Source organism: Aeromicrobium sp. 636 (assembly GCF_024433585.1).
GTDB classification, from domain to species: domain Bacteria; phylum Actinomycetota; class Actinomycetes; order Propionibacteriales; family Nocardioidaceae; genus Aeromicrobium; species Aeromicrobium senzhongii.
In genome coordinates, this window is sequence record NZ_WNJU01000004.1 from 350,302 (window position 1) to 371,112 (window position 20,811).

A 20,811-nucleotide genomic window follows, 5' to 3' on the forward strand; every position below is an offset into this window, starting at 1 on the left:
GAATTCATGTTTGACTAAATCGGGAACGGCCCCCAGAATGCGGTGAGACCCAGATCACACGACCGAAGGACATGCCGTGCACCAGAAGACCATTTCGTCGGCACTGGCGGCGGCGCTCGCCGCCGTCACCCTGACGGCGTGCAGCGGCGGTGGAGACACGACGGACGTCGCCGCCGGCGAGGCCCCGAAGGACATCACCCTCGCCGTACGGAACGACGTCGACACCTTCGACCCGGCCCTGAGCGCCTATGAGAACGGCGCGAGCCAGGTCTACGAGGCGCTCTACGACACGTTGATCCGCATCGACCTGAAGTCCGGGGAGTACGTCCCGGCGATCGCGTCGAGCTGGAAGAACACGCCCACGCGCGCCGAGTTCGTCATCAAGGAGAACCTGACCTGCAGCGACGGATCGCCGCTGAAGCCCTCGGACGTCGCGGCGTCGATCGAGCGCCTCGCCGACCCCTCGACGGGCTCGGTCCTGACGGGCCGCATGTTCGGCGCGGCGGGCGTGAAGTCGGTCGTGGCCGATGACGAGGCCCACACGCTGGCCATCGAGCTCAAGGGCCCGCACATCGACATGCTCGACGGTCTGCGCAGTGCCTTCATCGTCTGCCCGTCCGGTCTGGCGGACACCGAGAAGCTCGCGACGGTGCCGGCGGGCTCGGGGCCGTACCGGTTGGCGTCCAGCACTCGCGGCGACTCCTACGTCCTCGAGCGGTGGGACTCCCCGGCGGTCGAGGAGGACGCCTCGCTGCCGGAGCGCATCACGATGAAGATCGTGACCGCCGACTCCACGCGTGCCAACCTCTTCGAGACCGACGCGGCGGACATCGTCTCGATCGTCGGCAGGGACGCCGCGCGACTGACGAAGGAGCACGAGCCGATCAAGGGCCGGGCCAACGGCACCGAGTCGCTCATGTTCAACCAGCGCCCGGGTCGCCCCGGCGCCGATCCGCAGGTGCGGCGCATCATCGCGCAGGCGGTCGACGCCGAGGGCTATGCGAAGGCCGCATCGTTCGGTGTCGCCGACCCGATCAGGACGATGCTCTCGCCGACGATGGAGTGCTACGACGAGACGAACGAGCAGCACACGCTGCCGTTCGACGCCGCCGCGGCCAAGGCTGCTCTGGCTGACGCCGGCTATGGTCCCGGCGGCAAGACGCTGTCGGTGATCGTCGTCGGCATGGAGTCGCAGAACTCCGGTCCGGAGTACCTCGCCGAGGCGCTGCGCGACATCGGCATCGACGTCGAGGTCAAGAACGGCAGCCTGGCGCAGTTGGTCGCCATCGTCTACGAGGAGCGGGAGCCGTGGGACCTCGTGGTCTTCCCGATGATCTCGGAGGCACGCAGTCCGTTCCCGATGGTGACCAAGACCAGCTCGAACCTCGGTGAAGGTGGCTCGTACAACTACGGGCGCATCAAGAACGAGCAGTACGACGCCCTGGTCGAGCGCGTGGCCGGTGAGGACGGCGACCAGCGCTGCGCCACGTGGTCGGAGGCCGAGGAGTCCCTGCTGAAGCGCCACGACGTCGTTCCGCTGTTGTGGTCGACGGCGGACTACTTCAGCAAGGACCTCGAGTTCGACGCCGGATACCGGGTGCTCAACCTGCGCACGATCCGGGCCAAGGGCTGAGACCGGCGGGGGGCCGGGCCGAGGCCCGGCCCCCGTCGCGCTCCGGGTGCTTGGCACTCCGTTGGGGTGAGTGCCAGCCGGTGCTACGCTGAGGTCTGGCACTCCCCCCGGGTGAGTGCCAACCCGAACGTTACTCATCCGAAAGGGGAGGTCGACCAGTGTCGGTCACCATCAAGCCGCTCGAAGATCGCATCGTCATCAAGGCCGGAGAGGCCGAGCAGACCACCGCGTCGGGTCTCGTCATCCCCGACACCGCCAAGGAGAAGCCGCAGGAGGGCGAGGTCGTGGCCGTGGGCCCCGGTCGCGTCAGCGACAGCGGCGAGCGCATCCCCGTCGACGTTGCCGTCGGCGACAAGGTCCTCTTCAGCAAGTACGGCGGCACCGAGGTCAAGCACGGCGGCGAGGAGTTCCTCATCCTCAACGCCCGTGACGTCCTCGCCGTCATCGCCTGAGTCCACCCGCCCAACCTCTTCAGGGAGCACTCATGCCCAAGATTCTGGAATTCGACGAGGGCGCACGCCGCGCCCTCGAACGTGGTGTCGACAAGCTTGCCGACACCGTCAAGGTGACCCTCGGCCCCAAGGGCCGTTACGTCGTCCTCGACAAGAAGTGGGGCGCCCCCACGATCACGAACGACGGCGTGTCCGTCGCGCGTGAGATCGAGCTGGACGACCCGTTCGAGAACCTCGGCGCGCAGCTGGCCAAGGAAGTCGCCACCAAGACGAACGACGTCGCCGGTGACGGCACCACGACCGCCACGGTCCTGGCCCAGGCCATGGTCCACGAGGGCCTGCGCCACGTCGCGGCCGGCGCGAACCCGGTCGGCCTGAAGAAGGGCATCGAGAAGGCCGTCGAGGCCGTCACCGCCGAGCTGCACGAGCGTGCTCGCGTGATCGACTCGGTGGCCGACATGGCCGCCGTCGCCACGGTCTCGAGCCGTGACTCGGTGATCGGCGAGCTCATCGCCGAGGCCTTCGACAAGGTCGGCAAGGACGGTGTCATCACCGTCGAGGAGTCCAACACCATGGGCACCGACCTCGAGTTCACCGAGGGCATGCAGTTCGACAAGGGCTACCTGTCCCCGTACATGGTGACCGACACCGAGCGCATGGAGGCCGTCCTCGACGATCCCTACATCCTCGTCAACCAGGGCAAGATCTCGGCCGTGGCCGACCTCCTGCCGCTGCTGGAGAAGGTCGTCCAGTCGGGCAAGAGCCTGTTCATCATCGCCGAGGACATCGAGGGCGAGGCCCTGTCCACGATCGTGGTGAACAAGATCCGCGGCACGTTCACGTCCGTCGCGGTCAAGGCTCCGGCCTTCGGTGATCGCCGCAAGGCGATGCTGCAGGACATCGCGACCCTGACCGGCGCGACCGTCGTCACCACCGACGTCGGCCTCAAGCTCGACCAGGTCGGCCTCGAGGTGCTGGGCACCGCCCGTCGCGTCGTCGTCACCAAGGACGACACGACGATCATCGACGGCGGCGGCGACCAGGCCGAGGTCGAGGGCCGCGTGGCCCAGATCAAGGCCGAGTTCGAGCAGACCGACTCCGAGTGGGATCGCGAGAAGCTCCAGGAGCGCCTCGCCAAGCTGGCCGGTGGCGTCTGCGTCATCCGCGTCGGCGCGGCCACCGAGGTCGAGCTCAAGGAGAAGAAGCACCGCATCGAGGACGCCGTCTCGGCGACCCGCGCGGCCATCGAGGAGGGCATCGTCCCCGGCGGTGGCTCGGCGCTGGTCCACGCGGTCGCCGTGCTGGACAAGGACCTGGACCTGACCGGCGACGAGGCCCTGGGCGTGCGTATCGTCCGCAAGGGTGCCGACGCCCCGCTGGAGTGGATCGCCCGCAACGGCGGCGTCTCCGGCGAGGTCGTGGTGTCGAAGGTGCGCGAGTCGGGCGAGGGCTACAACGCCGCGACCGACGAGTACGGTGACCTGCTCGCGCAGGGCATCCTCGACCCGGTCAAGGTCACGCGTTCGGCTCTGGCGAACGCCGCCTCGATCGCGGCCATGCTGCTCACCACCGAGACTCTCGTGGTGGACAAGCCGGCCGATGAGGGCGACGAGCACGCCGGTCACAATCACTGATCGACTGCTCTGCACGACGAAGGCCCCGGGCGCTGCCCGGGGCCTTCGTCGTCCCCTGGGTGAGACGGGGGAGGACAGCGCGGGACGAGCCCAATAACCTAGGTCCCGACCCGGTGTCCGCTCCCGTTGATAGGACGTCTCCCATGACAACGCCAGTGACCACCTGCCCGTGGTGGTGCACCGATCACCGCACCGGAGCGACGGCAGAGGACGAACAGCACGCCCGAACGTTCCCCGTGCCCGGCGGGGCGTGGGTCGTGATCCTGCTGGGCGCTCTGCCCGCCGATCGCCCCGAGCTCGCCTATGCGGCCGAGTCCTACGCGAGGTCGCCGGACCAGGGGCGGGCCTTCGCCGCGGCCCTGCGCGACGCGGCCGACCTGTTCGAGCAGGTCCTCGCCGAATGGCACCGCCGCGACGGGTCCGCCGGCGGCGACGGGGTCAGCGCTTGCCGGACTCCATGAACTCGCGCACCTGCACCATGAGGTCGCCCAGTTCCAGGCCGAGGGCGGCCTCCAGGGCGAGGATCGTGTCCAGGCTCGGGTTGGCCGACGATCGTCCGACGGAGTTGTTGTTGCGGTTGTTCTCGAGGTTCTGGATCTGGTTGCGACTCAGGCCGGACTGGTGCGCCAGCTCCTCCTGCGTCATCGAGAGCTCCTCGCGGCGCCGGCGCAGCCAGGCCGCGAATGCTCCTGCGACTTCGGCCGTCCGGTCGGAAGGGGTGCGCTTGGGCATGCACAACATCATGGGCCCAATGGGGCACGAGTACAGCCCAATGCAGTAGGTCGTGACCTGCCTGCTGTCCAGCCCGCGGGAAACCCCGTGACGCGCCTCACATCCTATGTTACATTCACAATGTCACATCCGATGACCGAGGAGACCGCCATGACCGTCACCGACGATCGCGCCGCCGTCGAGTTCCGCCAGTCCATCGACATGGACACCGAGCTCGAGCGTCTGCTCGAGTCGGCCGCCGTCCTGTCGTACGACCCCGATCAGGAGATCGACTGGGCCAAGCCCCTCGATCCGACCAAGTACGGGCTCAACCCCGAGTGGTCGACGCTCTACGGCACGGCGCTGTGGGACCGGATGAGCGAGCAGCAGCGGATCGACCTCACCCGTCACGAGGTCGGCTCCATCATGAGCACCGGCATCTGGTTCGAGACGATGCTGCAGTCGATGGTCCTGCGCTCGCAGTACTCGGCCGACTACGGCGACCCGGAGTTCCGCTTCGCCCTCACCGAGATCGCCGACGAGTGCCGCCACTCGCTGATGTTCAGCAAGACCTGCAGCAAGATGGGCGTCCCGCACTACCGTCCGCGCCGCCTCTTCCACGAGCTGGCCCGCGTCTTCCGCACCACCGCCAACGGCGAGATGTCCTACGCGGCGATCCTGGTCGCCGAGGAGGTCCTCGACGTCATGCAGCGCGATTGGATGCGCGGCGAGAACGTGCTCGAGGAGGTGCGCACGAGCAGCAAGATCCACGTGGTCGAGGAGGCGCGCCACATGAAGTTCGCGCGCCTGGAGATCCGCGAGCACCTCTCCGGCATCTCCAAGCCGCGCCGGCACCTGGCCGCACTGGCCATCGCGATCGTGGCGGCCATCATCGTCGACTCGCTGGTCAACGACGACGTCTACGCCAACGTCGGCCTCGATCCCGAGGAGGCCAAGGCGGCCGTCAAGGCCAACACCCACCACCAGAACCTCATGCGGATGAGCTGTGTCCACCTCATGGACTTCCTCTCCGAGGTCGGCCTGCTGACGCCGTCGGCGATGCGGATCTACCGCACCGTCCACATGCTCTGAGCGCCCGCCGACGCACCGCCGACCCCTCGAGAGACCACCGTGGCCTACGCGATCACCCAGTCCTGCTGCAAGGACGCCTCGTGCGTCTCGGTCTGCCCCGTGGACTGCATCCATCCCACGCCGGACGAGCCCGACTTCGGCACGGCCGAGATCCTGTACGTCGATCCGCAGGTCTGCATCGACTGCGGCGCCTGTGCCGACGCGTGCCCGGTCGCGGCCCCCAAGGCCATCGACCTGCTGCGTGGCTCCGAGGCGGTGTTCGCCCAGTTGAACGCGGCGTACTTCGAGCAGCGTCCCGAGCGCGAGAGCCCGCAGACCCACACGTGGGACGAGATGGGCGGGGATTTGGTGCGCCCGTTGTCCATCGCCATCGTGGGCACCGGCCCGGCAGCGGCCTACGCGGCCCGCGAGCTGCTGCTCTCGACCGACGCGAAGATCACGATGATCGACAGGTTGCCCGTGCCGGGTGGGCTGGTGCGCGGGGGAGTGGCCCCCGACCACACCGACACCAAGAAGTTCGCCGAGCTCTTCCACTGGGCCTACAAGCACCCCCGCACGAAGATGGTGATGAACGTCGAGGTGGGCCGCGACATCTCGCACCAGGAGGTGCTGCAGCACCACGACGCCGTCATCTACGGCGTCGGCGCGCGACGCGACCGCGAGCTCGGGGTCCCCGGTGAGGACCTGGCCGGCGTCTACGCGGCACCGGACGTCGTCGGCTGGTACAACGGCGCGCTCGACATCGACACGACCGGCGTCGTCCTCGCCGGTGACCGGGTGGTGGTCGTGGGCAACGGCAACGTCGCCCTCGACCTGGCGCGGCTGCTGTTGCACGACCCCGCCGTGCTGGCGCGGACCGACATGCCCGATCACGCCGTGAAGGCGTTCCGCGACCTCGACGTCCGCGAAGTCGTCCTGCTCGGTCGGCGTGGTCCCTCGGCCGCCGCGTTCACCCGGCCCGAGCTGCTGATGATGCCGCCGGGGATCGACGTGGTGGTGGCGCGCGACGAGTTCACCGAGGGCGAGCTGGCCGAGGCCGAGCCGGACTCCAACGCCGCGGTGCTGGCCGCCCTGCCGCTGGTCGACGTCGACCTGACGGCGCCGCCGAGCGAGCGCCGCCGGCTCGTGTTCGCCTTCGGTCGTCAGGTGGTCTCGGTCGAGGGCGAGCAGCGGGTCGAGGCCGTGCAGGTCGCCCCGTCCGGCGTGTCCGAGCAGGCCGTCACGGTGCCCTGCGGCACCTTGATCCGCGCCACCGGTCACCGGGGCACCCCGGTGCCGGGGCTGCCGTTCGACGAGGAGACCGCGACCGTGCCGAACGAGTCGGGCCGGGTCGTCGATCCGGCGAGCGGGCAGCAGGTGCCCGGCACCTACGTCGTGGGGTGGATCAAGCGCGGCGCGAACGGGGGGATCGGCACCAACCGCACCTGCGCCCACGAGACGATCGCCGCGATCGTCGCCGACGCGAACGCAGGGCGGATCGCGCCGCCGCCGCGCCCCCGGCGCGCCTTCGGAGCGTTCGTGCGGATGCGCGTCGACCACGTCGTGGGACGCCGTCGCATGCTCGCGATCGAGAAGGCCGAGGAGAAGCGAGGTGCCCGGGAGGGGCGTCCGCGGGTCAAGTTCGAGTCCGTCGACCAGATGCTGAAGGTCAGCCCCGTCACGCCCGTGCACTGACGTCGCGGATCACGTCCGGGCCGGTCGGAAGGCCGTTCGGCCGCGAGTAGACTTGGCCCATGGTGGGCATCCCCGACAAGTTCGCGTCCCTTGGTCTGACCTACGACGACGTCCTGCTCCTCCCCGGAGAGACGGACGTCATCCCCAGCGAGGTCGACACGACGACCCGGCTGACGCGGGAGATCTCCCTGCGGATCCCGCTGCTGTCGAGCGCGATGGACACCGTCACCGAGTCCCGGATGGCGATCGCGATGGCCCGTGAGGGCGGCATCGGCATCCTGCACCGCAACCTCTCGATCGACGACCAGGCCTACCAGGTCGATCTCGTCAAGCGCACCCAGACGGGCATGATCCCCAATCCCGTCACCATCGGGCCCAAGGCGACCCTCGAGGAGCTCGACGAGCGCTGCGGCGAGTACCGCGTCTCGGGGCTTCCGGTCGTCGACGAGGACAACACCCTGTTGGGCATCGTCACGAACCGCGACCTGCGCTTCACGCCCGTCGCCGAGTGGTCCACCACCCTCGTCCACGACGTCATGACGCACATGCCGCTGATCACCGGTCCGGTCGGCATCAGCCGTGAGGACGCCTCCGCGCTGCTGCGCCAGCACAAGCGCGAGCGCCTGCCGATCGTCGACGCCGACGGCAAGCTGGCCGGACTCATCACGGTCAAGGACTTCGTGAAGTCCGAGCAGTTCCCGATGGCCAGCAAGGACGCCGAGGGGCGTCTGCTGGTGGGTGCCGCGGTCGGCTTCTTCGGTGACGCCTACGAGCGTGCCGGACGGCTCATGGAGGCCGGCGTCGACGTGCTCGTGGTCGACACCGCCCACGGTCACGCCCGCGCCCTGCTCGACATGGTCCGCAAGCTGAAGGCCGATCCCGCTTTCGCGAACGTCCAGGTCATCGGTGGCAACGTCGCCACGCGCGACGGCGCCCAGGCGCTCGTCGACGCGGGCGTGGACGCGGTCAAGGTCGGCGTCGGCCCGGGCTCGATCTGCACCACCCGCGTCGTCGCGGGTGTCGGCGTGCCGCAGATCTCGGCCGTCTACGAGGCCTCCCTGGCGGCCGAGCCCGCGGGTGTGCCGGTCATCGCCGACGGCGGCCTGCAGTACTCCGGCGACATCGCCAAGGCGCTCGTCGCCGGTGCCGAGAGCGTCATGGTCGGGTCCCTGTTGGCCGGCTGCGAGGAGAGCCCCGGCGAGCTGATCTTCGTCGCGGGCAAGCAGTACAAGACCTACCGCGGCATGGGCTCGGTCGGCGCGATGGCCTCGCGCGGCAAGAAGTCCTACTCCAAGGACCGCTACTTCCAGGCCGACGTCACGAACGACGAGAAGATCGTGCCCGAGGGCATCGAGGGGCGCGTCGCCTACCGCGGCCCGCTGTCGTCGGTGGCCCACCAGCTGATCGGCGGCCTGCACCAGTCGATGTTCTACGTCGGCTCGCGCACCATCCCCGAGCTGCGGGAGCGCGGCCGGTTCGTCCGGATCACCACGGCCGGACTCAAGGAGAGCCACCCGCACGACATCCAGATGACCGTCGAGGCGCCCAACTACACGATCCTGTGACGTCGGGGCGTCTTGAGCGCCCGATAGGCTGTCAGCCGTGAGCATCGACATCGGATTGGCCAAGCGCGGTCGCCAGGGTTACCACTTCGACGACATCGCGATCGTCCCGAGTCGGCGGACGCGCGACCCGCACGAGGTCTCCACCGACTGGCAGATCGACGCCTACCGGTTCGACCTGCCGATCATCGCGGCGCCGATGGACTCGGTCATGAGTCCCGAGACCGCGATCGCCCTGGGCAAGTTCGGCGGCCTGGGCGTGCTGAACCTCGAGGGTCTGTGGACCCGGTACGAGGATCCGCTGCCGCTGCTGGAGGAGATCGCCCGGATCGAGCCGGCGCAGGTCACCCCGCGCCTGCAGCAGATCTACAGCGAGCCGATCAAGGCCGAGCTCATCACCGCTCGCCTGCACGAGATCCGCGCGGCTGGTGTCACCGTCGCCGGGGCCCTGAGCCCGGGTCACACCAAGCAGTTCGCCGACGCGGTCGTCCAGGCCGGCGTCGACCTGTTCGTCATCCGCGGCACCACGGTCTCGGCCGAGCACGTGTCGGGCAACGCCGAGCCGCTGAACCTCAAGGAGTTCATCTACGAGCTCGACGTGCCGGTCATCGTCGGCGGGTGCGCGACGCACCAGGCCGCGCTGCACCTCATGCGCACCGGCGCCGCCGGCGTGCTGGTCGGCTTCGGCGGTGGCGCCACGCACACGACCCGCAGCGTCCTGGGCGTGGCCGTGCCGATGGCGTCGGCCGTCTCCGACGTCGCCGCTGCGCGGCGCGACTACCTCGACGAGTCCGGTGGCCGCTACGTGCACGTCATCGCCGACGGATCGATCGGTCGCAGCGGCGACCTGACGAAGGCCTTCGCCTGCGGCGCCGACGCCGTCATGATCGGCTCGCCGTTCGCGCGCGCGACCGACGCGCCCGGTCGCGGGTTCCACTGGGGCGCCGAGGCCTGGCACGGCGACCTTCCCCGCGGCGAGCGGGTCGAGATCGGCACGGTGGGCTCGCTCGAGCAGGTGCTGTTCGGTCCCTCGAACGTCCCCGACGGCACGATGAACCTGGTCGGCGCGCTGCGCCGGGCCATGGCCACCACCGGCTACACCGATCTCAAGGAGTTCCAGCGGATCGAGGTCGTGCTCGGGTGACGCTGACGGTCGCCACGGGTCAGTTCGCCTCGCAGGGCGACGTCGAGGCCGACATCGCCACGGTGGTCCGGGCCGTCGAGTTGGCCCGTGGCGCCGACCTGCTGGTCCTGCCCGAGCTCTTCCTGGGCGGCTACCGGATGCCGCCGATCGTCGTGGGCGAGACCGATCCGCGGCTGCGTCCCATCGAGACGGCCGCGGCCGAGGCCGCCATGGTGGTGCTGGTCGGAGCCTGCCTCGACGGGCCCGACGGCTTCACGATCTCGACGCTGGCGTTCGGCCTCGGCGACGATCCCGCCGGCCGCCGCGTGTACGACAAGCAGAACCCGTGCGATGCCGAGAACGAGCACGTCGTCCCCGGTGTCGACAGCGTGATCATCGACGTCCGGGGGTGGTCCGTGGGCCTGTCGATCTGTTACGACGGGTGCTTCCCCGAGCACGCGCGCGCCGTCGCCCTGGCCGGTGCGGAGGTGTACGCCGCCTCGGTCGCGTACTTCACCGGCAGTGCCCACCGGCGCGAGCTGTACTACCGGGCCCGCGCGCTCGAGAACGGCATGTACGCGGTCGTCAGCGGGCTGACGGGGTCGGTGGCCGGCGCGGACTTCGACGGTGGCAGCGCCGTGTACGACCCCGAAGGGCGCGTCGTCGCTGAGGTCGGAACGGGGGAGGGCGTCGCGGTCGCCACGCTCGACCGCCCCCTGCTCAAGGCGACGAGGGCTCAGCACGCGATGCTCGCCGACCTGCGCGAGCCGGGACCGGTGGTGCGACGGTGAGCGCCCGGATCGTCGAGGTCGACTTCCTCGACCCGCGTGCGGTCGCGCTGCGGGCCCGGATGTCCCAGGAGATGAGCGACCTCTACGGACGGCCTCGCCACACGGTCGGCGCCGAGGACATCGATCCCGACGCGGTGATCGCCTGTCTCCTCGTCCTCGACGGCGACGAGCCGGTCGGCACGGTCAGCCTGCGCCGGCTGCGCGACCTGGTCGAGATCAAGCGCATGTTCCTGCTGCCGAGCACGCGGGGCACGGGACTGGCGCCCCGGCTGCTGGCCGAGATCGAAGCGCGAGCGGCCCGGGTCACCGACCGGGTCGTGCTGCACACGGGCGAGCGGCAGCGCGCCGCGATCGCGCTGTACGAGCGCTCGGGATACGCGCCCATCGAGGTCTACCCGCCCTACGACCAGGTGCCGGAGTCGCTCTGCTTCGCCAAGACCCTGGCGGCGCAGCAGCCGGCGTAGGGGCGTTCGCTCTATGTGACATGGAGTGTGTCACATTCGGTTACTTCGCGGTATCGTCCTCTCATGCCTGATGTCGCCCAGATCACAGTCAGCCCCGCGCGGATCGCCGAACTCACGGCCCTCATCCGGGCGACGGGCACCGAGACGCGCACGACCGTCACCCCGCTCACGGGCGCCGACATCGCCACGGTCCCGGTCTCGACCGAGCAGGACGTGCTCGACGCCTTCGCGGTCGCCCGCGTCGCCCAGCGGGCCTGGGCCCGGACGTCGTTGCGGCGTCGCAAGCGGGCGCTGCTGCGGTTGCACGACCTGATCCTGAAGAACCGCGAGGAGCTGCTCGATCTCGTGCAGCTGGAGTCGGGCAAGGCTCGGGCGCACGCGTTCGACGAGGTGCTCCACACCGCGCTGACCGGCCGCTACTACGGCCGCCGGCTCTCGCGCATCCTCGGCCCGCACCGGATCGCGGGTGCGTACCCCGTGCTCACCGGGATCCGCCAGTACCACCAGCCCAAGGGCGTCGTCGGGCTCATCACGCCGTGGAACTACCCGCTGTCGATGGCGCTGGTCGACGGACTGGCCGCCGTGGCCGCCGGCAACGCCGTCGTCCACAAGCCCGACAGCCAGGCGCCGCTCACGGCGCTCGCGATCATCCAGCTGATGCACCGCGCCGGCTTCCCGAAGGACCTGTGGCAGGTCGTCAGCGGCGCGGGATCGACGATCGGGTCGACGATCATCGACAACTCCGACTACATCTGCTTCACCGGTTCGACCGCCACCGGCAAGCGCATCGCCGCGCAGTGCTCCGAGCGGCTCATCGGCTGCTCGCTCGAGCTCGGCGGCAAGAACCCGATGATCGTCCTGCCCGGCGCCGACGTCCAGAAGACGGTCGAGGGCACGATCAACGCCGCGTTCAGCTCGGCCGGTCAGCTCTGCGTGTCCATCGAGCGCATCTACGTCCACGAGTCGATCTACGACCAGTACCGCGACGCGCTCGCCGAGCGGCTCGAGCGGCTGAGCTACGGCGCGAACGCCGACTGGGAGGCCGAGATGGGGACGCTCGTGTCGCCCGCGCAGCTGGCCACCATCGAGAAGCACGTCGCCGACGCGATCGACCACGGAGCCACCGTCGTCTCGGGCGGCCGGGCCCGCCCCGACATCGCACCGTGGTTCCACGAGCCCACCGTGCTCGAGAACGTGCCCGAGACCGCACTGTGCTTCGCCGAGGAGACCTTCGGTCCGCTCGTGTCGCTGTACCCGTACCGTGGCGTCGGCGAGGCGATCGCGCAGGCGAACGACACCGTCTACGGCCTCAACGCCAGCGTCTGGGGACCGGTCCGCCGGGCCCGCAAGGTGGCTCCGAGGATCCAGGCGGGCACCGTCAACGTCAACGAGGGCTTCGCCGCCACGTTCGGCAGCATCGGCGCGCCCATGGGCGGGATGAAGCAGTCCGGCACCGGGCGCCGTCAGGGCGCCGAGGGCCTGCTGCGCTTCACCGAGAGCCAGTCCGTCGGCGTCCAGCGGCTCGTGCCGGTCGGCGGCCCGCCGCAGCTGTCCAAGCGCACCTTCACCACCGTGCTGACGGTCGGGCTGGTGCTGATGCGCCGATTCAGCCGGAAGGCCTGAGAGGGATCACCATGAGCGAGTTCGACTACGACGTCGTCATCGTCGGATCCGGGTTCGGCGGCAGCGTCTCGGCGCTGCGGCTGACCGAGAAGGGCTACAAGGTCCTCGTGCTGGAGTCCGGCCGCCGGTTCGCCGACGACCAGTTCGCCAAGAACTCCTGGCACCTGCGCGACTACCTGTGGGCGCCGAAGCTGGGCTGCTACGGCATCCAGCGGATCAACCTGCTGCGCAACTCGCTGGTGCTCGCCGGCGCGGGGGTGGGCGGTGGCTCGCTGGTGTATGCGAACACCCTCTACGAGCCGCTCGACCCGTTCTACGAGGACCCGGCCTGGAGCCACATCACCGACTGGAAGAGCGAGCTCGCGCCGTACTACGACCAGGCCAAGCGCATGCTCGGCGTGAACACGGTCGCGAAGATGACGCCCGCGGACCGCGTGGTCAAGGAGGCCGCCGACCGGTTGGGCTACGGCGACACGTTCCACTTCGCCCCGGTCGGCGTACTGTTCGGCGAGGAGGAGGGCCAGGACGTCGGCGACCCGTACTTCGGTGGCGCCGGACCGGCTCGCAGGACCTGCATCAACTGCGGTGAGTGCATGTCGGGCTGCAGGCACAACGCCAAGAACACGCTGGTCAAGAACTACCTGTACCTGGCCGAGCAGGCCGGCGCCGAGGTCCGCGAGCTCACGACCGTGGTCGACGTGCGGCCCCGCGCCGGAGGCGGTTACGAGGTGCACTCGAAGTCCACGAAGAAGTGGCGCGGCACGCAGCCGGTCATCCGGGCCGAGCAGGTCGTGTTCTCGGCCGCCTCCCTGGGCACGCAGCGGCTGCTGCACCGCCTGCGCGACTCCGGCAGCCTGCCGAACATCTCCGATCGCCTGGGCCTGCTGACCCGGACGAACTCCGAGGCGCTGATGGGCTCGGTCGCGATGCACCGCGAGGTCGACTACACCCGGGGCGTCGCGATCACCTCCTCGATCCACCCCGACCCCACGACGCACATCGAGCCGGTCCGGTACGGCAAGGGCTCGAACGTGATGATGTTCGTCCAGATGGTGCTCTCCACCGACGGCAGCGGACACGATGAGCCCAAGCTGCGGACGGTCCTCAAGAACATCGTCAAGCTCGGCCCGCGCCTGCCCAAGCTCTACGACGCGTTCCACTGGTCCGAGCGCACCGTGATCGCCCTCGTGATGCAGGCCCGCGACAACTCGATCACGACCTACACGAAGCGCCGGCTGTTCGGCGGTCGCAAGATGACCACGAAGCAGGGCACGGGCGAGCCCAACCCGACCTACATCGCGTCGGCGCACCGCGCCGTGACCGAGATGGCCGACTACATGGACGGGGTGCCCGGCGGCATCGTCACCGAGCCCATCGGCATCCCCATGACCGCGCACTTCCTGGGCGGGTGTGCCATCGGCAACTCCCCGCAGACCGGCGTCATCGACCCCTACCAGCGCCTGTACGGCCACGAGGGACTGCACGTGATCGACGGCGCGGCCATCACGGCCAACCTGGGCGTGAACCCCTCGCTGACGATCACGGCGCAGGCCGAGCGGGCCGTGGCGCTCTGGCCGAACCGCGGCGAGCCCGACCAGCGGCCGGCGCTGGGCCAGCCGTACCGCCGGCTCGAGCCGGTCATGCCCAAGAACCCGGTCGTCCCGGTCGACGCCCCCGCGGCCTACCGGCTGCCCATCGTCGGGGTGTCTTGAGGCGCTGGTTTACCACGGTCCCGTGGTAAACCAGCGCCTCCCAAGGGAAACTTCCCTGGGGACGAGCCAGATTGCCTGGGGAAGTCACCCGAGGGGAAGGTGAACCGCATTCCTGCCGAACTGCCGACGGGAATGTTCCAATGAAGCCGCGAGTTCGTGGGCCCACGTGCGGACGCGGGAAGCAGCGAGTTCGTTCCACGTCCATCGGGACATTCCCCGTCCCGTGGCGCGGACGAGGTCTTCACGCCGCTTCTCCCGGATGAGGGCTTCCCGCCCATCGCCGTACGCGCTGTACTTCCTCATCCCATCGAACTCGCCCACGTGACGATGGAGTTCCCACTCGAAGTCGACGCGCGCCAGGGTGCTGCCGTCGGCGTTGGTGATGGTCGCTTGAAGCTCAGGACGGGGTACACCGTGGCGCCAGAGGTGGTAGAGGGAGCGCGATTCGCCGACCGACTCGATTCGTCCGTCGGCCAGACGGATGGCCAGGCGGGCGTGTGAGTAGCCCGGCCAGCGATTGAAGCGGGTCTCGAGATCGAGCAGCTCCTCCTTCGTCGACAACCCGGCGTGAAGGGCCGATGAAACGGCCACCACACCAGACTCGGTACCGTCGAGAGAGGCGAGTTCGAACAGGGAACGAGCGGGGGAAACGGCGCGAACTCCCTCCACGCGAGTCAACTCCCCTGAGGGCACCTCGGCTTCGTGGTGGACCACACCGGCCTCGCGGCGACCGCCTTTGCCGTCGAGATGGGTCACGTGCACGTGGCGAAAGGCCGGCCGGTACATCTCGATCCCGTGCAGGGCCGCGGCGGAGTGGTGAGAGAGCGCCACGCCGGGACCCAGGCGATCGAGTACGGCTCTGCAGTGGACGAGATGGCGTTCCACAACGCTGAGTGCGTCGTAAACCTGGCGGTCGACGTAGGTTCCATGACGCAGCCTGGTCAAGAACGACTGGTGTACGAGCAGGCGGATCATCCGGTCGCTGTAACCCATGGAGACCAAATCCCTGCGCAGGAGATGTCCGCCGTTGGTCGCGAGTGCATCGCGCAGTTCTGCATGCATGGCCTGAGGCTGTCGGCTGGTTCGCCCGAGGAGAACGGCCTCAGCGGAGCCTGTTGATCTCGGAAGTGCTCACCGCGGGCCTGTGGAGAGTGCTTCCCTGGGCAAGTGCGCGCTGCCCCAGGGAAGTTTCCCCAGGGAGGCGGCGGTTTACCACGGCACCGTGGTAAACCGTCAGTCCCGCAGCGGCCGGAAGACGCCCGCGGGGGTCAGGACGAGGTCGACGGGCCGGTCGTGCGTCTCGTGGGGGACGTGGGGGAGGAGCTCGTCCTCGAACACCAGCGCGCACACCACGCCGTCGAAGCCGGCCAGCGCGCGGTCGTAGTAGCCGGCGCCCCGGCCGAGCCGGTTGCCGCCGTGGTCAACGGCCAGTGCCGGGACGAGCGCGATGTCGCAGGTCGCCAGGGCGTCGGGACCCAGGTCCGCGCCGACGGGCTCGGGGACGCCGAGCGATCCGGCGCGGACGGCGTCGGTCGCGTGCTCGACCCACGTCAGGGAGCGATCCGGATGACTCACGGGCACCAGCACCGTGACCTGCCGATCCTGCAGCCATTGCAGGAGAGGAGCGGTGCCCGGCTCGCTGGGCATGGAGAGGTAGGCCGCCACCCGGGCCGCGCGGGCCAAGGCCGGCAACGCGGCCGCGTGCAGGGCGATCGCCTCGGCGGCGGCCGCCCGATCCTGGGGTGATCTCGTGCGCCGCCCCGCGGCCAGTGACGTGCGCAACTGAACCTTCTCACTGATCACGTCGGCCGACATGCCGCTAGCCTAGGCCCGATGAAAGCACTGGCAGACGCACAGGACAAGATGCGCTCGGACGGACTTCCCGAGCAGGCGATCGACGTCTTCACGGCGTTCTACCACCAGCTGGAGGAAGGTGCGTCGGGCCTGATCCCCGAGTCCGACGTCGATCCGCTGACCGATGTCGAGAGCATCGCGCGTCTGGACTTCGACGACGAGACCCTGCGCCGCGCGGCCGCCGAGACGGTCGTCATCAAGCTCAACGGCGGACTCGGCACGACGATGGGCATGAAGCAGGCCAAGTCGCTGTTGCCGATCAAGCACCGGCTGAGCTTCCTGGACCTGATCGTCGACCAGGTCTGGCACGTGCGGTCCACCCTCGGCGTGGACCTGCCGCTGCTGTTCATGAACAGCTTCCGCACCCGCGACGACACCCTGGCCGCGCTGGCGCGCTACCCCGAGCTCAAGGTCGGCGATCTGCCGTTGGACTTCGTCCAGAACCGTGAGCCGCGGCTGGACGCCGAGACCCTCGAGCCCGTCGAGTGGCCGGCCGATCCCTCGCTGGAGTGGTGCCCGCCCGGCCACGCCGACCTCTACACCGCGCTGGACGCGTCCGGTGTGCTCGACCAGCTGATCGAGGCGGGGTATCGCTATGCCTCGATCTCGAACGCCGACAACCTCGGTGCCGTGCCCGATCCCGCGATGATGGCGTGGTTCGCGGAGACGGGCGCGCCCTACGCCGCCGAGGTGTGCCGGCGCACGCCGGCCGACGTCAAGGGCGGACACCTCGTCGTGCGCAAGTCCGACGGCCGCCTGATCCTGCGCGAGACCGCGCAGATCGCCCCGGAGGACCGCGAGGCCGCCGCCGACCTGCACGTGCACAAGTACTTCCACACGAACAATCTGTGGTTCGACCTGCACGCGCTGCGTGCCGAGCTCGACCGGGCGAACGGCGTGCTCGACCTGCCGCTGATCCGCAACCAGAAGCGGGTCGACCCGACCGATCCCGCCAGCCCCGAGGTGATCCAGATCGAGTCCGCGATGGGCGCGGCGATCTCGGTGTTCGAGGGTGCGACGGCGATCGAGGTCGACCGGGCGCGGTTCCTGCCCGTCAAGACGACCGACGACCTGCTGTTGCTGCGCTCCGACGTCTACGACGTGGGCCCGGACTACCAGCTGCGCGCCCGTCTCGACGACGTTCCGGCGGTCGATCTGGACAAGCGCTACTTCGGCGCGATCGCCGAGTTCGACAAGCGACTGCCGTTCTCGGTGTCGTTGCTGTACGCCACGTCCCTGACCGTGCGCGGCGACTGGAGCTTCGGTGAAGGCGTCGTCGTGCGCGGCGATGTCGTGCTCGAGGACGAGGGCCGACCGCGCCACGTGGCGTCCGGAACCGTGCTGTCCGGGATCTGAGTCCGTCCGCCGGTTAGGCTGGCACGCATGTCGTCAGGTCAACTGCCCCCGCGGACGCGTCCCGTCAGCGTGGCCCCCGGTCGCCTGACGGTCGAAGACCATCTCGAGACCATCTTGCGTGGCGTCGGCCCGTTGGCGGCCTACGACCAGCCGGTCGTCGAGTCGCTGGGCCTGAGCCTGCACGAGGACGTCCTGGCCAATGAGGACCTGCCACGGTTCTCCTCGGCTGCCGTCGACGGGTACGCCGTCAACGCCACCGACGTCGTCGGGGCCCGTCCCGGCGAGCCGGTCGAGTTGCCGGTCGTGGCCGAGATCGTCGCCGGCCTGGGCAAGCCGTTCGCCATCAGCGCCGGCTCGTGCGTGCGGATCATGGCCGGAGCGCCGCTGCCGCGCGGCGCCGACGCCGTCGTGCCGGCCGACTCGACCGACGGAGGGCGCACCAAGGTCGCGATCGGCCGCGCCGTGCTGGCCGGGGCGGGCGTGCGCCACGCGGCCGGAGACCTCTCCCGCGGCGCCGTCGCGCTTCCCGAGGGAGCCGTGCTCGGCCCCCGCGAGATCGGACTGCTCGCCGCGATCGGCCGCGACCGCGTCCGGGCCCGTCCGCGTCCGCGCGTCGTGGTCATGTCGACCGGTCGTGAGCTGCGTGAGCCCGGAGCCCACCTCGAGGTGGACTCCGTGTTCGACGCGAACTCCTCCATGCTCGCCGCCGCCGTTCGCGACCTCGGCGCCATCGCCTACCGCGTCGGCGTCGTCGATGACGATCCGGCCGTCTTCAAGCGGGTGCTCTCCGACCAGTTGGTGCGTGCCGACCTGGTCGTCACGACCGGCGGCATCACCGGCGACGACCGGGCCCTGGTCAAGCGCACGCTGACCGAGGTCGGCGAGGTGGCGTTCTCCGACGTCGCCATGACCCCGGGCCGCACCCACGGGTTCGGCCGGGTCTTCGAGGAGCAGACGCCCGTCATCACGCTGCCCGGCGACCCCGTGTCGGCCTATGTCGGGTTCGAGGTCTTCGTGGTGCCGGCGATCCGGCGGATGCTCGGGCGCACGCCCTACCGCCGCCCGCAGGTGCACGCGGTCCTGGCCGAGGACCTGAGGTCCGACACGGGGCTGCGCGAGTACCGCCCGGCGTTCTTCGAGGTCACGCACCGAGGCGCCAAGGTCACCCCGCTGCCGCACACCGGCCCGCACCTGGTCGGAGCGCTGGCCAAGGCCAACGCGTTGATCGTCGTGGGCGAGGACGAGAGCGCGCTCAATCTCGGCGACACCGTCCGCACCCTGGTGCTGGACCGCAACTTCTGATGGCTCGCGGCTGGCCGGCGACACTGTCGGACGGACTCATCGGCGTGCGGCCGCTCGTGCGCCGCGACGCCTCCGCCTGGGCCCGGCTGCGCACCGAGAACCTCGAGTGGCTGGGTCCGTGGGAGGCCACGCTGCCCCGGGGCGAGGGCGTCGCGCCGGAGTCGTACGGCGCGACGATCGGCGCCCTGCGGCGGCGCGCCCGCGAGGGCACCGCGATGCCGTTCGCGATCACCTGGGCCGGGACGATGGTCGGTCAGGTGACGGTCAGCGGGATCACGCGCGGCTCGGCGTTGTGGGCCAGCATCGGCTACTGGGTGGCGCGCAGTCACGCGGGCCGGGGCGTCACTCCCACCGCCGTCGCGCTCGTGTGCGACCACCTGTTCACGCAGGTCGGGCTCCATCGGATCGAGATCTCCATCCGCCCCGAGAACGCCGCGAGCCTACGGGTCGTCGAGAAGCTGGGTTTCGCCGAGTTCGGGCTGGCGCCGCGCTACCTGCACATCGCGGGGGACTGGCGCGACCACCGACTGTTCCAATTGCTGCGAGAAGACGCGCCCGACGGGGTCCTGCACCGGCTGCGCCACGGCTCTGCCGACAGCTGAGTGACGCACGCCCGACGAACTCCGGGGCGACACGCCCCCGTCCCTCCCACGGATCACGTCCGTCACGACCTACGGTTTCAAACGTGGAGGGTTCCAGCGGACTGATCGTCGCATTCGTCGTCGCACTGTGGGCGGCGTACTTCGTCCCGCTCGTCCTGCGTCGCTACGACGAGGCGGGCAAGAACTCGTCCCTCGACCAGGACGGACCGACCCGACGTGTGGTCGAGCCCCGTCGCGTCACCGTCACCGCCCAGGAGCGTCCCGTCGAGCAGAAGCGCCCGGCGCCGGCCGCCCCGGCCCCCCTGAAGAGGACTTCCCCTCGTGTCGACCGGACTTCTCCGGCGGTCGACACGCAGCGTCCGCGCGTCACGCGCGAAGCCGCTCGCATCGCCGCCCGCCGTCGCCGCAACGTGCTGCTGACGCTGGTCGCCGTGCTGGCGGTGCTCTCCGGTCTCGCGATCGCTCGTGTCACCGCGGTGTGGACCCCGGCCATCGGTGTCGGCCTGATCGTCGCCTGGCTCGTGTTGTGCCGCGTCATGGTCCGCCAGGAGCGTGGCATCGGTCGCCAGAGTGAGGGTCGTTCGTCGGCCGGCCTGGGTGCCGCTGCTCGTCGCCTGCGCGCTGTCCCGGCCGCCACCGGTCGTCTGTTCAGCTGGGCGTCGGGCCGCGTCACCGAGGGCGGCTCGAAGGCTGCCGTCGGCGGCACCGCCGCCGACGAGGAGATGACCGTCGTCGTCTCCGACCAGGTCGAGGACTACGACCCGAACCGCCGCAACGTCATGGAGATGGACGCCCCGCTGGGTGCCGACGCCTTGGACGAGCAGCTGCAGATCGCGGTCCCCAGCGTCTCGGCCACCACCGGCGAGCCGGTCTGGGATCCGCTGCCGATCACGGTTCCGACGTACGTCAGCAAGCCGCGTGCCGGTCGCACCGTGCGCACCATCGAGTTCGGTCAGCCCGGCGCCTGGACGTCCGGTCACGTCGAGGGTGAGCAGACCGAACTGCCCGGCATCGCAGGCGATGAGGGCGACACCGGCACCGAGCAGCGCGCCGTCGGTCACTGACCTGCGGCACGCAGACCGACCCGCGGATGTGATCGGCGGAACGGTTTTGCTAGGCTGGACCACGGCCTTGGGGCATTGGCGCAGTTGGTAGCGCGCTTCGTTCGCATCGAAGAGGTCAGGAGTTCGAATCTCCTATGCTCCACCCGAGACGGCGCCTCCGGA

19 protein-coding genes and 1 tRNA gene are annotated in these 20,811 nt (G+C 69.8%); 17 read left to right on the plus strand and 3 right to left on the minus strand.

Annotated elements, in window-relative coordinates:
• Positions 1-76 precede the first annotated feature (76 nt).
• The 4 genes from GL325_RS14570 (at position 77) to GL325_RS14585 (ending at position 4,180) form a co-directional block, all read left to right on the plus strand.
• A complete protein-coding gene (locus tag GL325_RS14570; protein ID WP_187769982.1) occupies positions 77-1,633 on the plus strand; it encodes an ABC transporter substrate-binding protein in 1,557 nt (518 codons plus the stop codon).
• A 158-nt stretch (positions 1,634-1,791) separates the two neighbouring features.
• On the plus strand, positions 1,792-2,085 hold the full coding sequence (gene groES / locus GL325_RS14575) for a co-chaperone GroES (RefSeq protein ID WP_078698994.1): 294 nt from the start codon (positions 1,792-1,794) through the stop codon (positions 2,083-2,085).
• Positions 2,086-2,117: 32 nt separating this feature from the next.
• Positions 2,118-3,719, plus strand: a complete 1,602-nt coding sequence (gene groL, locus GL325_RS14580; protein ID WP_187769983.1) for a chaperonin GroEL — start codon at positions 2,118-2,120, stop codon at positions 3,717-3,719.
• A 143-nt stretch (positions 3,720-3,862) separates the two neighbouring features.
• Entirely contained in the window at positions 3,863-4,180 is a 318-nt protein-coding gene (locus tag GL325_RS14585) for a hypothetical protein (RefSeq protein WP_187769984.1), read from the plus strand.
• Here the strand turns inward: GL325_RS14585 and GL325_RS14590 are convergent.
• A complete protein-coding gene (locus tag GL325_RS14590; protein WP_187411742.1) occupies positions 4,158-4,451 on the minus strand; it encodes a helix-turn-helix domain-containing protein in 294 nt (97 codons plus the stop codon). The two genes, GL325_RS14585 and GL325_RS14590, sit on opposite strands and share 23 nt — an antisense overlap.
• Before the next feature lie 150 nt (positions 4,452-4,601).
• On the opposite strand from GL325_RS14590, the gene GL325_RS14595 reads away from it, so the two are divergent.
• The 8 genes from GL325_RS14595 to GL325_RS14630 all read left to right on the plus strand — a co-directional run bounded on the left by GL325_RS14595 (position 4,602) and on the right by GL325_RS14630 (position 14,471).
• Positions 4,602-5,522, plus strand: a complete 921-nt coding sequence (locus GL325_RS14595) for a diiron oxygenase (protein ID WP_187769985.1) — start codon at positions 4,602-4,604, stop codon at positions 5,520-5,522.
• Between the two features lie 39 nt (positions 5,523-5,561).
• The gene (locus GL325_RS14600; protein WP_187769986.1) at positions 5,562-7,196 is read left to right on the plus strand and encodes an FAD-dependent oxidoreductase; all 1,635 of its coding nucleotides are present in this window, start codon (positions 5,562-5,564) and stop codon (positions 7,194-7,196) included.
• A gap of 59 nt (positions 7,197-7,255) precedes the next feature.
• Positions 7,256-8,761 carry an IMP dehydrogenase gene (guaB, locus tag GL325_RS14605; RefSeq protein ID WP_154595739.1) on the plus strand — a complete coding sequence of 502 codons (1,506 nt, stop codon included), beginning with the start codon at positions 7,256-7,258 and terminating at the stop codon, positions 8,759-8,761.
• Positions 8,762-8,804: 43 nt separating this feature from the next.
• On the plus strand, positions 8,805-9,902 hold the full coding sequence (locus GL325_RS14610; protein WP_222865905.1) for a GuaB3 family IMP dehydrogenase-related protein: 1,098 nt from the start codon (positions 8,805-8,807) through the stop codon (positions 9,900-9,902).
• A complete protein-coding gene (locus tag GL325_RS14615; protein ID WP_187769987.1) occupies positions 9,899-10,672 on the plus strand; it encodes a carbon-nitrogen hydrolase family protein in 774 nt (257 codons plus the stop codon). The genes GL325_RS14610 and GL325_RS14615 overlap by 4 nt, the downstream gene beginning before the upstream one ends.
• Positions 10,669-11,136 (plus strand): GNAT family N-acetyltransferase, encoded by a 468-nt coding sequence (locus GL325_RS14620; protein ID WP_154595736.1) that lies wholly within the window; start codon positions 10,669-10,671, stop codon positions 11,134-11,136. Before GL325_RS14615 ends, GL325_RS14620 begins: the two co-directional genes overlap by 4 nt.
• A 63-nt stretch (positions 11,137-11,199) precedes the next feature.
• On the plus strand, positions 11,200-12,759 hold the full coding sequence (locus GL325_RS14625) for a succinic semialdehyde dehydrogenase (RefSeq protein WP_154595735.1): 1,560 nt from the start codon (positions 11,200-11,202) through the stop codon (positions 12,757-12,759).
• Between the two features lie 11 nt (positions 12,760-12,770).
• A complete protein-coding gene (locus GL325_RS14630; protein ID WP_187769988.1) occupies positions 12,771-14,471 on the plus strand; it encodes a GMC family oxidoreductase in 1,701 nt (566 codons plus the stop codon).
• 84 nt (positions 14,472-14,555) lie between these two features.
• On the opposite strand, the gene GL325_RS14635 is transcribed toward GL325_RS14630, so the two are convergent.
• Positions 14,556-15,533 carry a hypothetical protein gene (locus GL325_RS14635; RefSeq protein WP_187769989.1) on the minus strand — a complete coding sequence of 326 codons (978 nt, stop codon included), beginning with the start codon at positions 15,531-15,533 and terminating at the stop codon, positions 14,556-14,558.
• A 171-nt stretch (positions 15,534-15,704) separates the two neighbouring features.
• Positions 15,705-16,286: a 5-formyltetrahydrofolate cyclo-ligase gene (locus GL325_RS14640; protein ID WP_187769990.1), complete on the minus strand. Its 582-nt coding sequence runs from the start codon at positions 16,284-16,286 to the stop codon at positions 15,705-15,707.
• 18 nt (positions 16,287-16,304) lie between these two features.
• On the opposite strand from GL325_RS14640, the gene GL325_RS14645 reads away from it, so the two are divergent.
• The 5 genes from GL325_RS14645 to GL325_RS14665 all read left to right on the plus strand — a co-directional run bounded on the left by GL325_RS14645 (position 16,305) and on the right by GL325_RS14665 (position 20,791).
• Entirely contained in the window at positions 16,305-17,681 is a 1,377-nt protein-coding gene (locus GL325_RS14645; RefSeq protein ID WP_187769991.1) for a UTP--glucose-1-phosphate uridylyltransferase, read from the plus strand.
• Between the two features lie 27 nt (positions 17,682-17,708).
• Complete coding sequence (gene glp, locus GL325_RS14650) at positions 17,709-18,983, plus strand: gephyrin-like molybdotransferase Glp (RefSeq protein ID WP_154595730.1); 1,275 nt, start codon at positions 17,709-17,711, stop codon at positions 18,981-18,983.
• Positions 18,983-19,585 (plus strand): GNAT family N-acetyltransferase, encoded by a 603-nt coding sequence (locus GL325_RS14655; RefSeq protein ID WP_187769992.1) that lies wholly within the window; start codon positions 18,983-18,985, stop codon positions 19,583-19,585. The genes glp and GL325_RS14655 overlap by 1 nt, the downstream gene beginning before the upstream one ends.
• An 83-nt stretch (positions 19,586-19,668) precedes the next feature.
• On the plus strand, positions 19,669-20,649 hold the full coding sequence (locus GL325_RS14660) for a hypothetical protein (protein ID WP_187769993.1): 981 nt from the start codon (positions 19,669-19,671) through the stop codon (positions 20,647-20,649).
• A gap of 69 nt (positions 20,650-20,718) precedes the next feature.
• A tRNA-Ala gene (locus GL325_RS14665) sits at positions 20,719-20,791 on the plus strand.
• The last annotated feature ends 20 nt before the right edge of the window (positions 20,792-20,811 follow it).

Bases quoted from the DNA above. Each gene is read 5' to 3' on its own strand.
- groL (WP_187769983.1), top strand. From the start codon at position 2,118: ATGCCCAAGATTCTGGAATTCGACGAGGGCGCACGCCGCGCCCTCGAA.
- GL325_RS14585 (WP_187769984.1), top strand. From the start codon at position 3,863: ATGACAACGCCAGTGACCACCTGCCCGTGGTGGTGCACCGATCACCGC.
- GL325_RS14590 (WP_187411742.1), bottom strand. From the start codon at position 4,451: ATGCCCAAGCGCACCCCTTCCGACCGGACGGCCGAAGTCGCAGGAGCA.
- GL325_RS14595 (WP_187769985.1), top strand. From the start codon at position 4,602: ATGACCGTCACCGACGATCGCGCCGCCGTCGAGTTCCGCCAGTCCATC.
- guaB (WP_154595739.1), top strand. From the start codon at position 7,256: ATGGTGGGCATCCCCGACAAGTTCGCGTCCCTTGGTCTGACCTACGAC.
- GL325_RS14625 (WP_154595735.1), top strand. From the start codon at position 11,200: ATGCCTGATGTCGCCCAGATCACAGTCAGCCCCGCGCGGATCGCCGAA.
- GL325_RS14630 (WP_187769988.1), top strand. From the start codon at position 12,771: ATGAGCGAGTTCGACTACGACGTCGTCATCGTCGGATCCGGGTTCGGC.
- GL325_RS14635 (WP_187769989.1), bottom strand. From the start codon at position 15,533: ATGCATGCAGAACTGCGCGATGCACTCGCGACCAACGGCGGACATCTC.
- GL325_RS14640 (WP_187769990.1), bottom strand. From the start codon at position 16,286: ATGTCGGCCGACGTGATCAGTGAGAAGGTTCAGTTGCGCACGTCACTG.
- GL325_RS14645 (WP_187769991.1), top strand. From the start codon at position 16,305: ATGAAAGCACTGGCAGACGCACAGGACAAGATGCGCTCGGACGGACTT.
- glp (WP_154595730.1), top strand. From the start codon at position 17,709: ATGTCGTCAGGTCAACTGCCCCCGCGGACGCGTCCCGTCAGCGTGGCC.
- GL325_RS14655 (WP_187769992.1), top strand. From the start codon at position 18,983: ATGGCTCGCGGCTGGCCGGCGACACTGTCGGACGGACTCATCGGCGTG.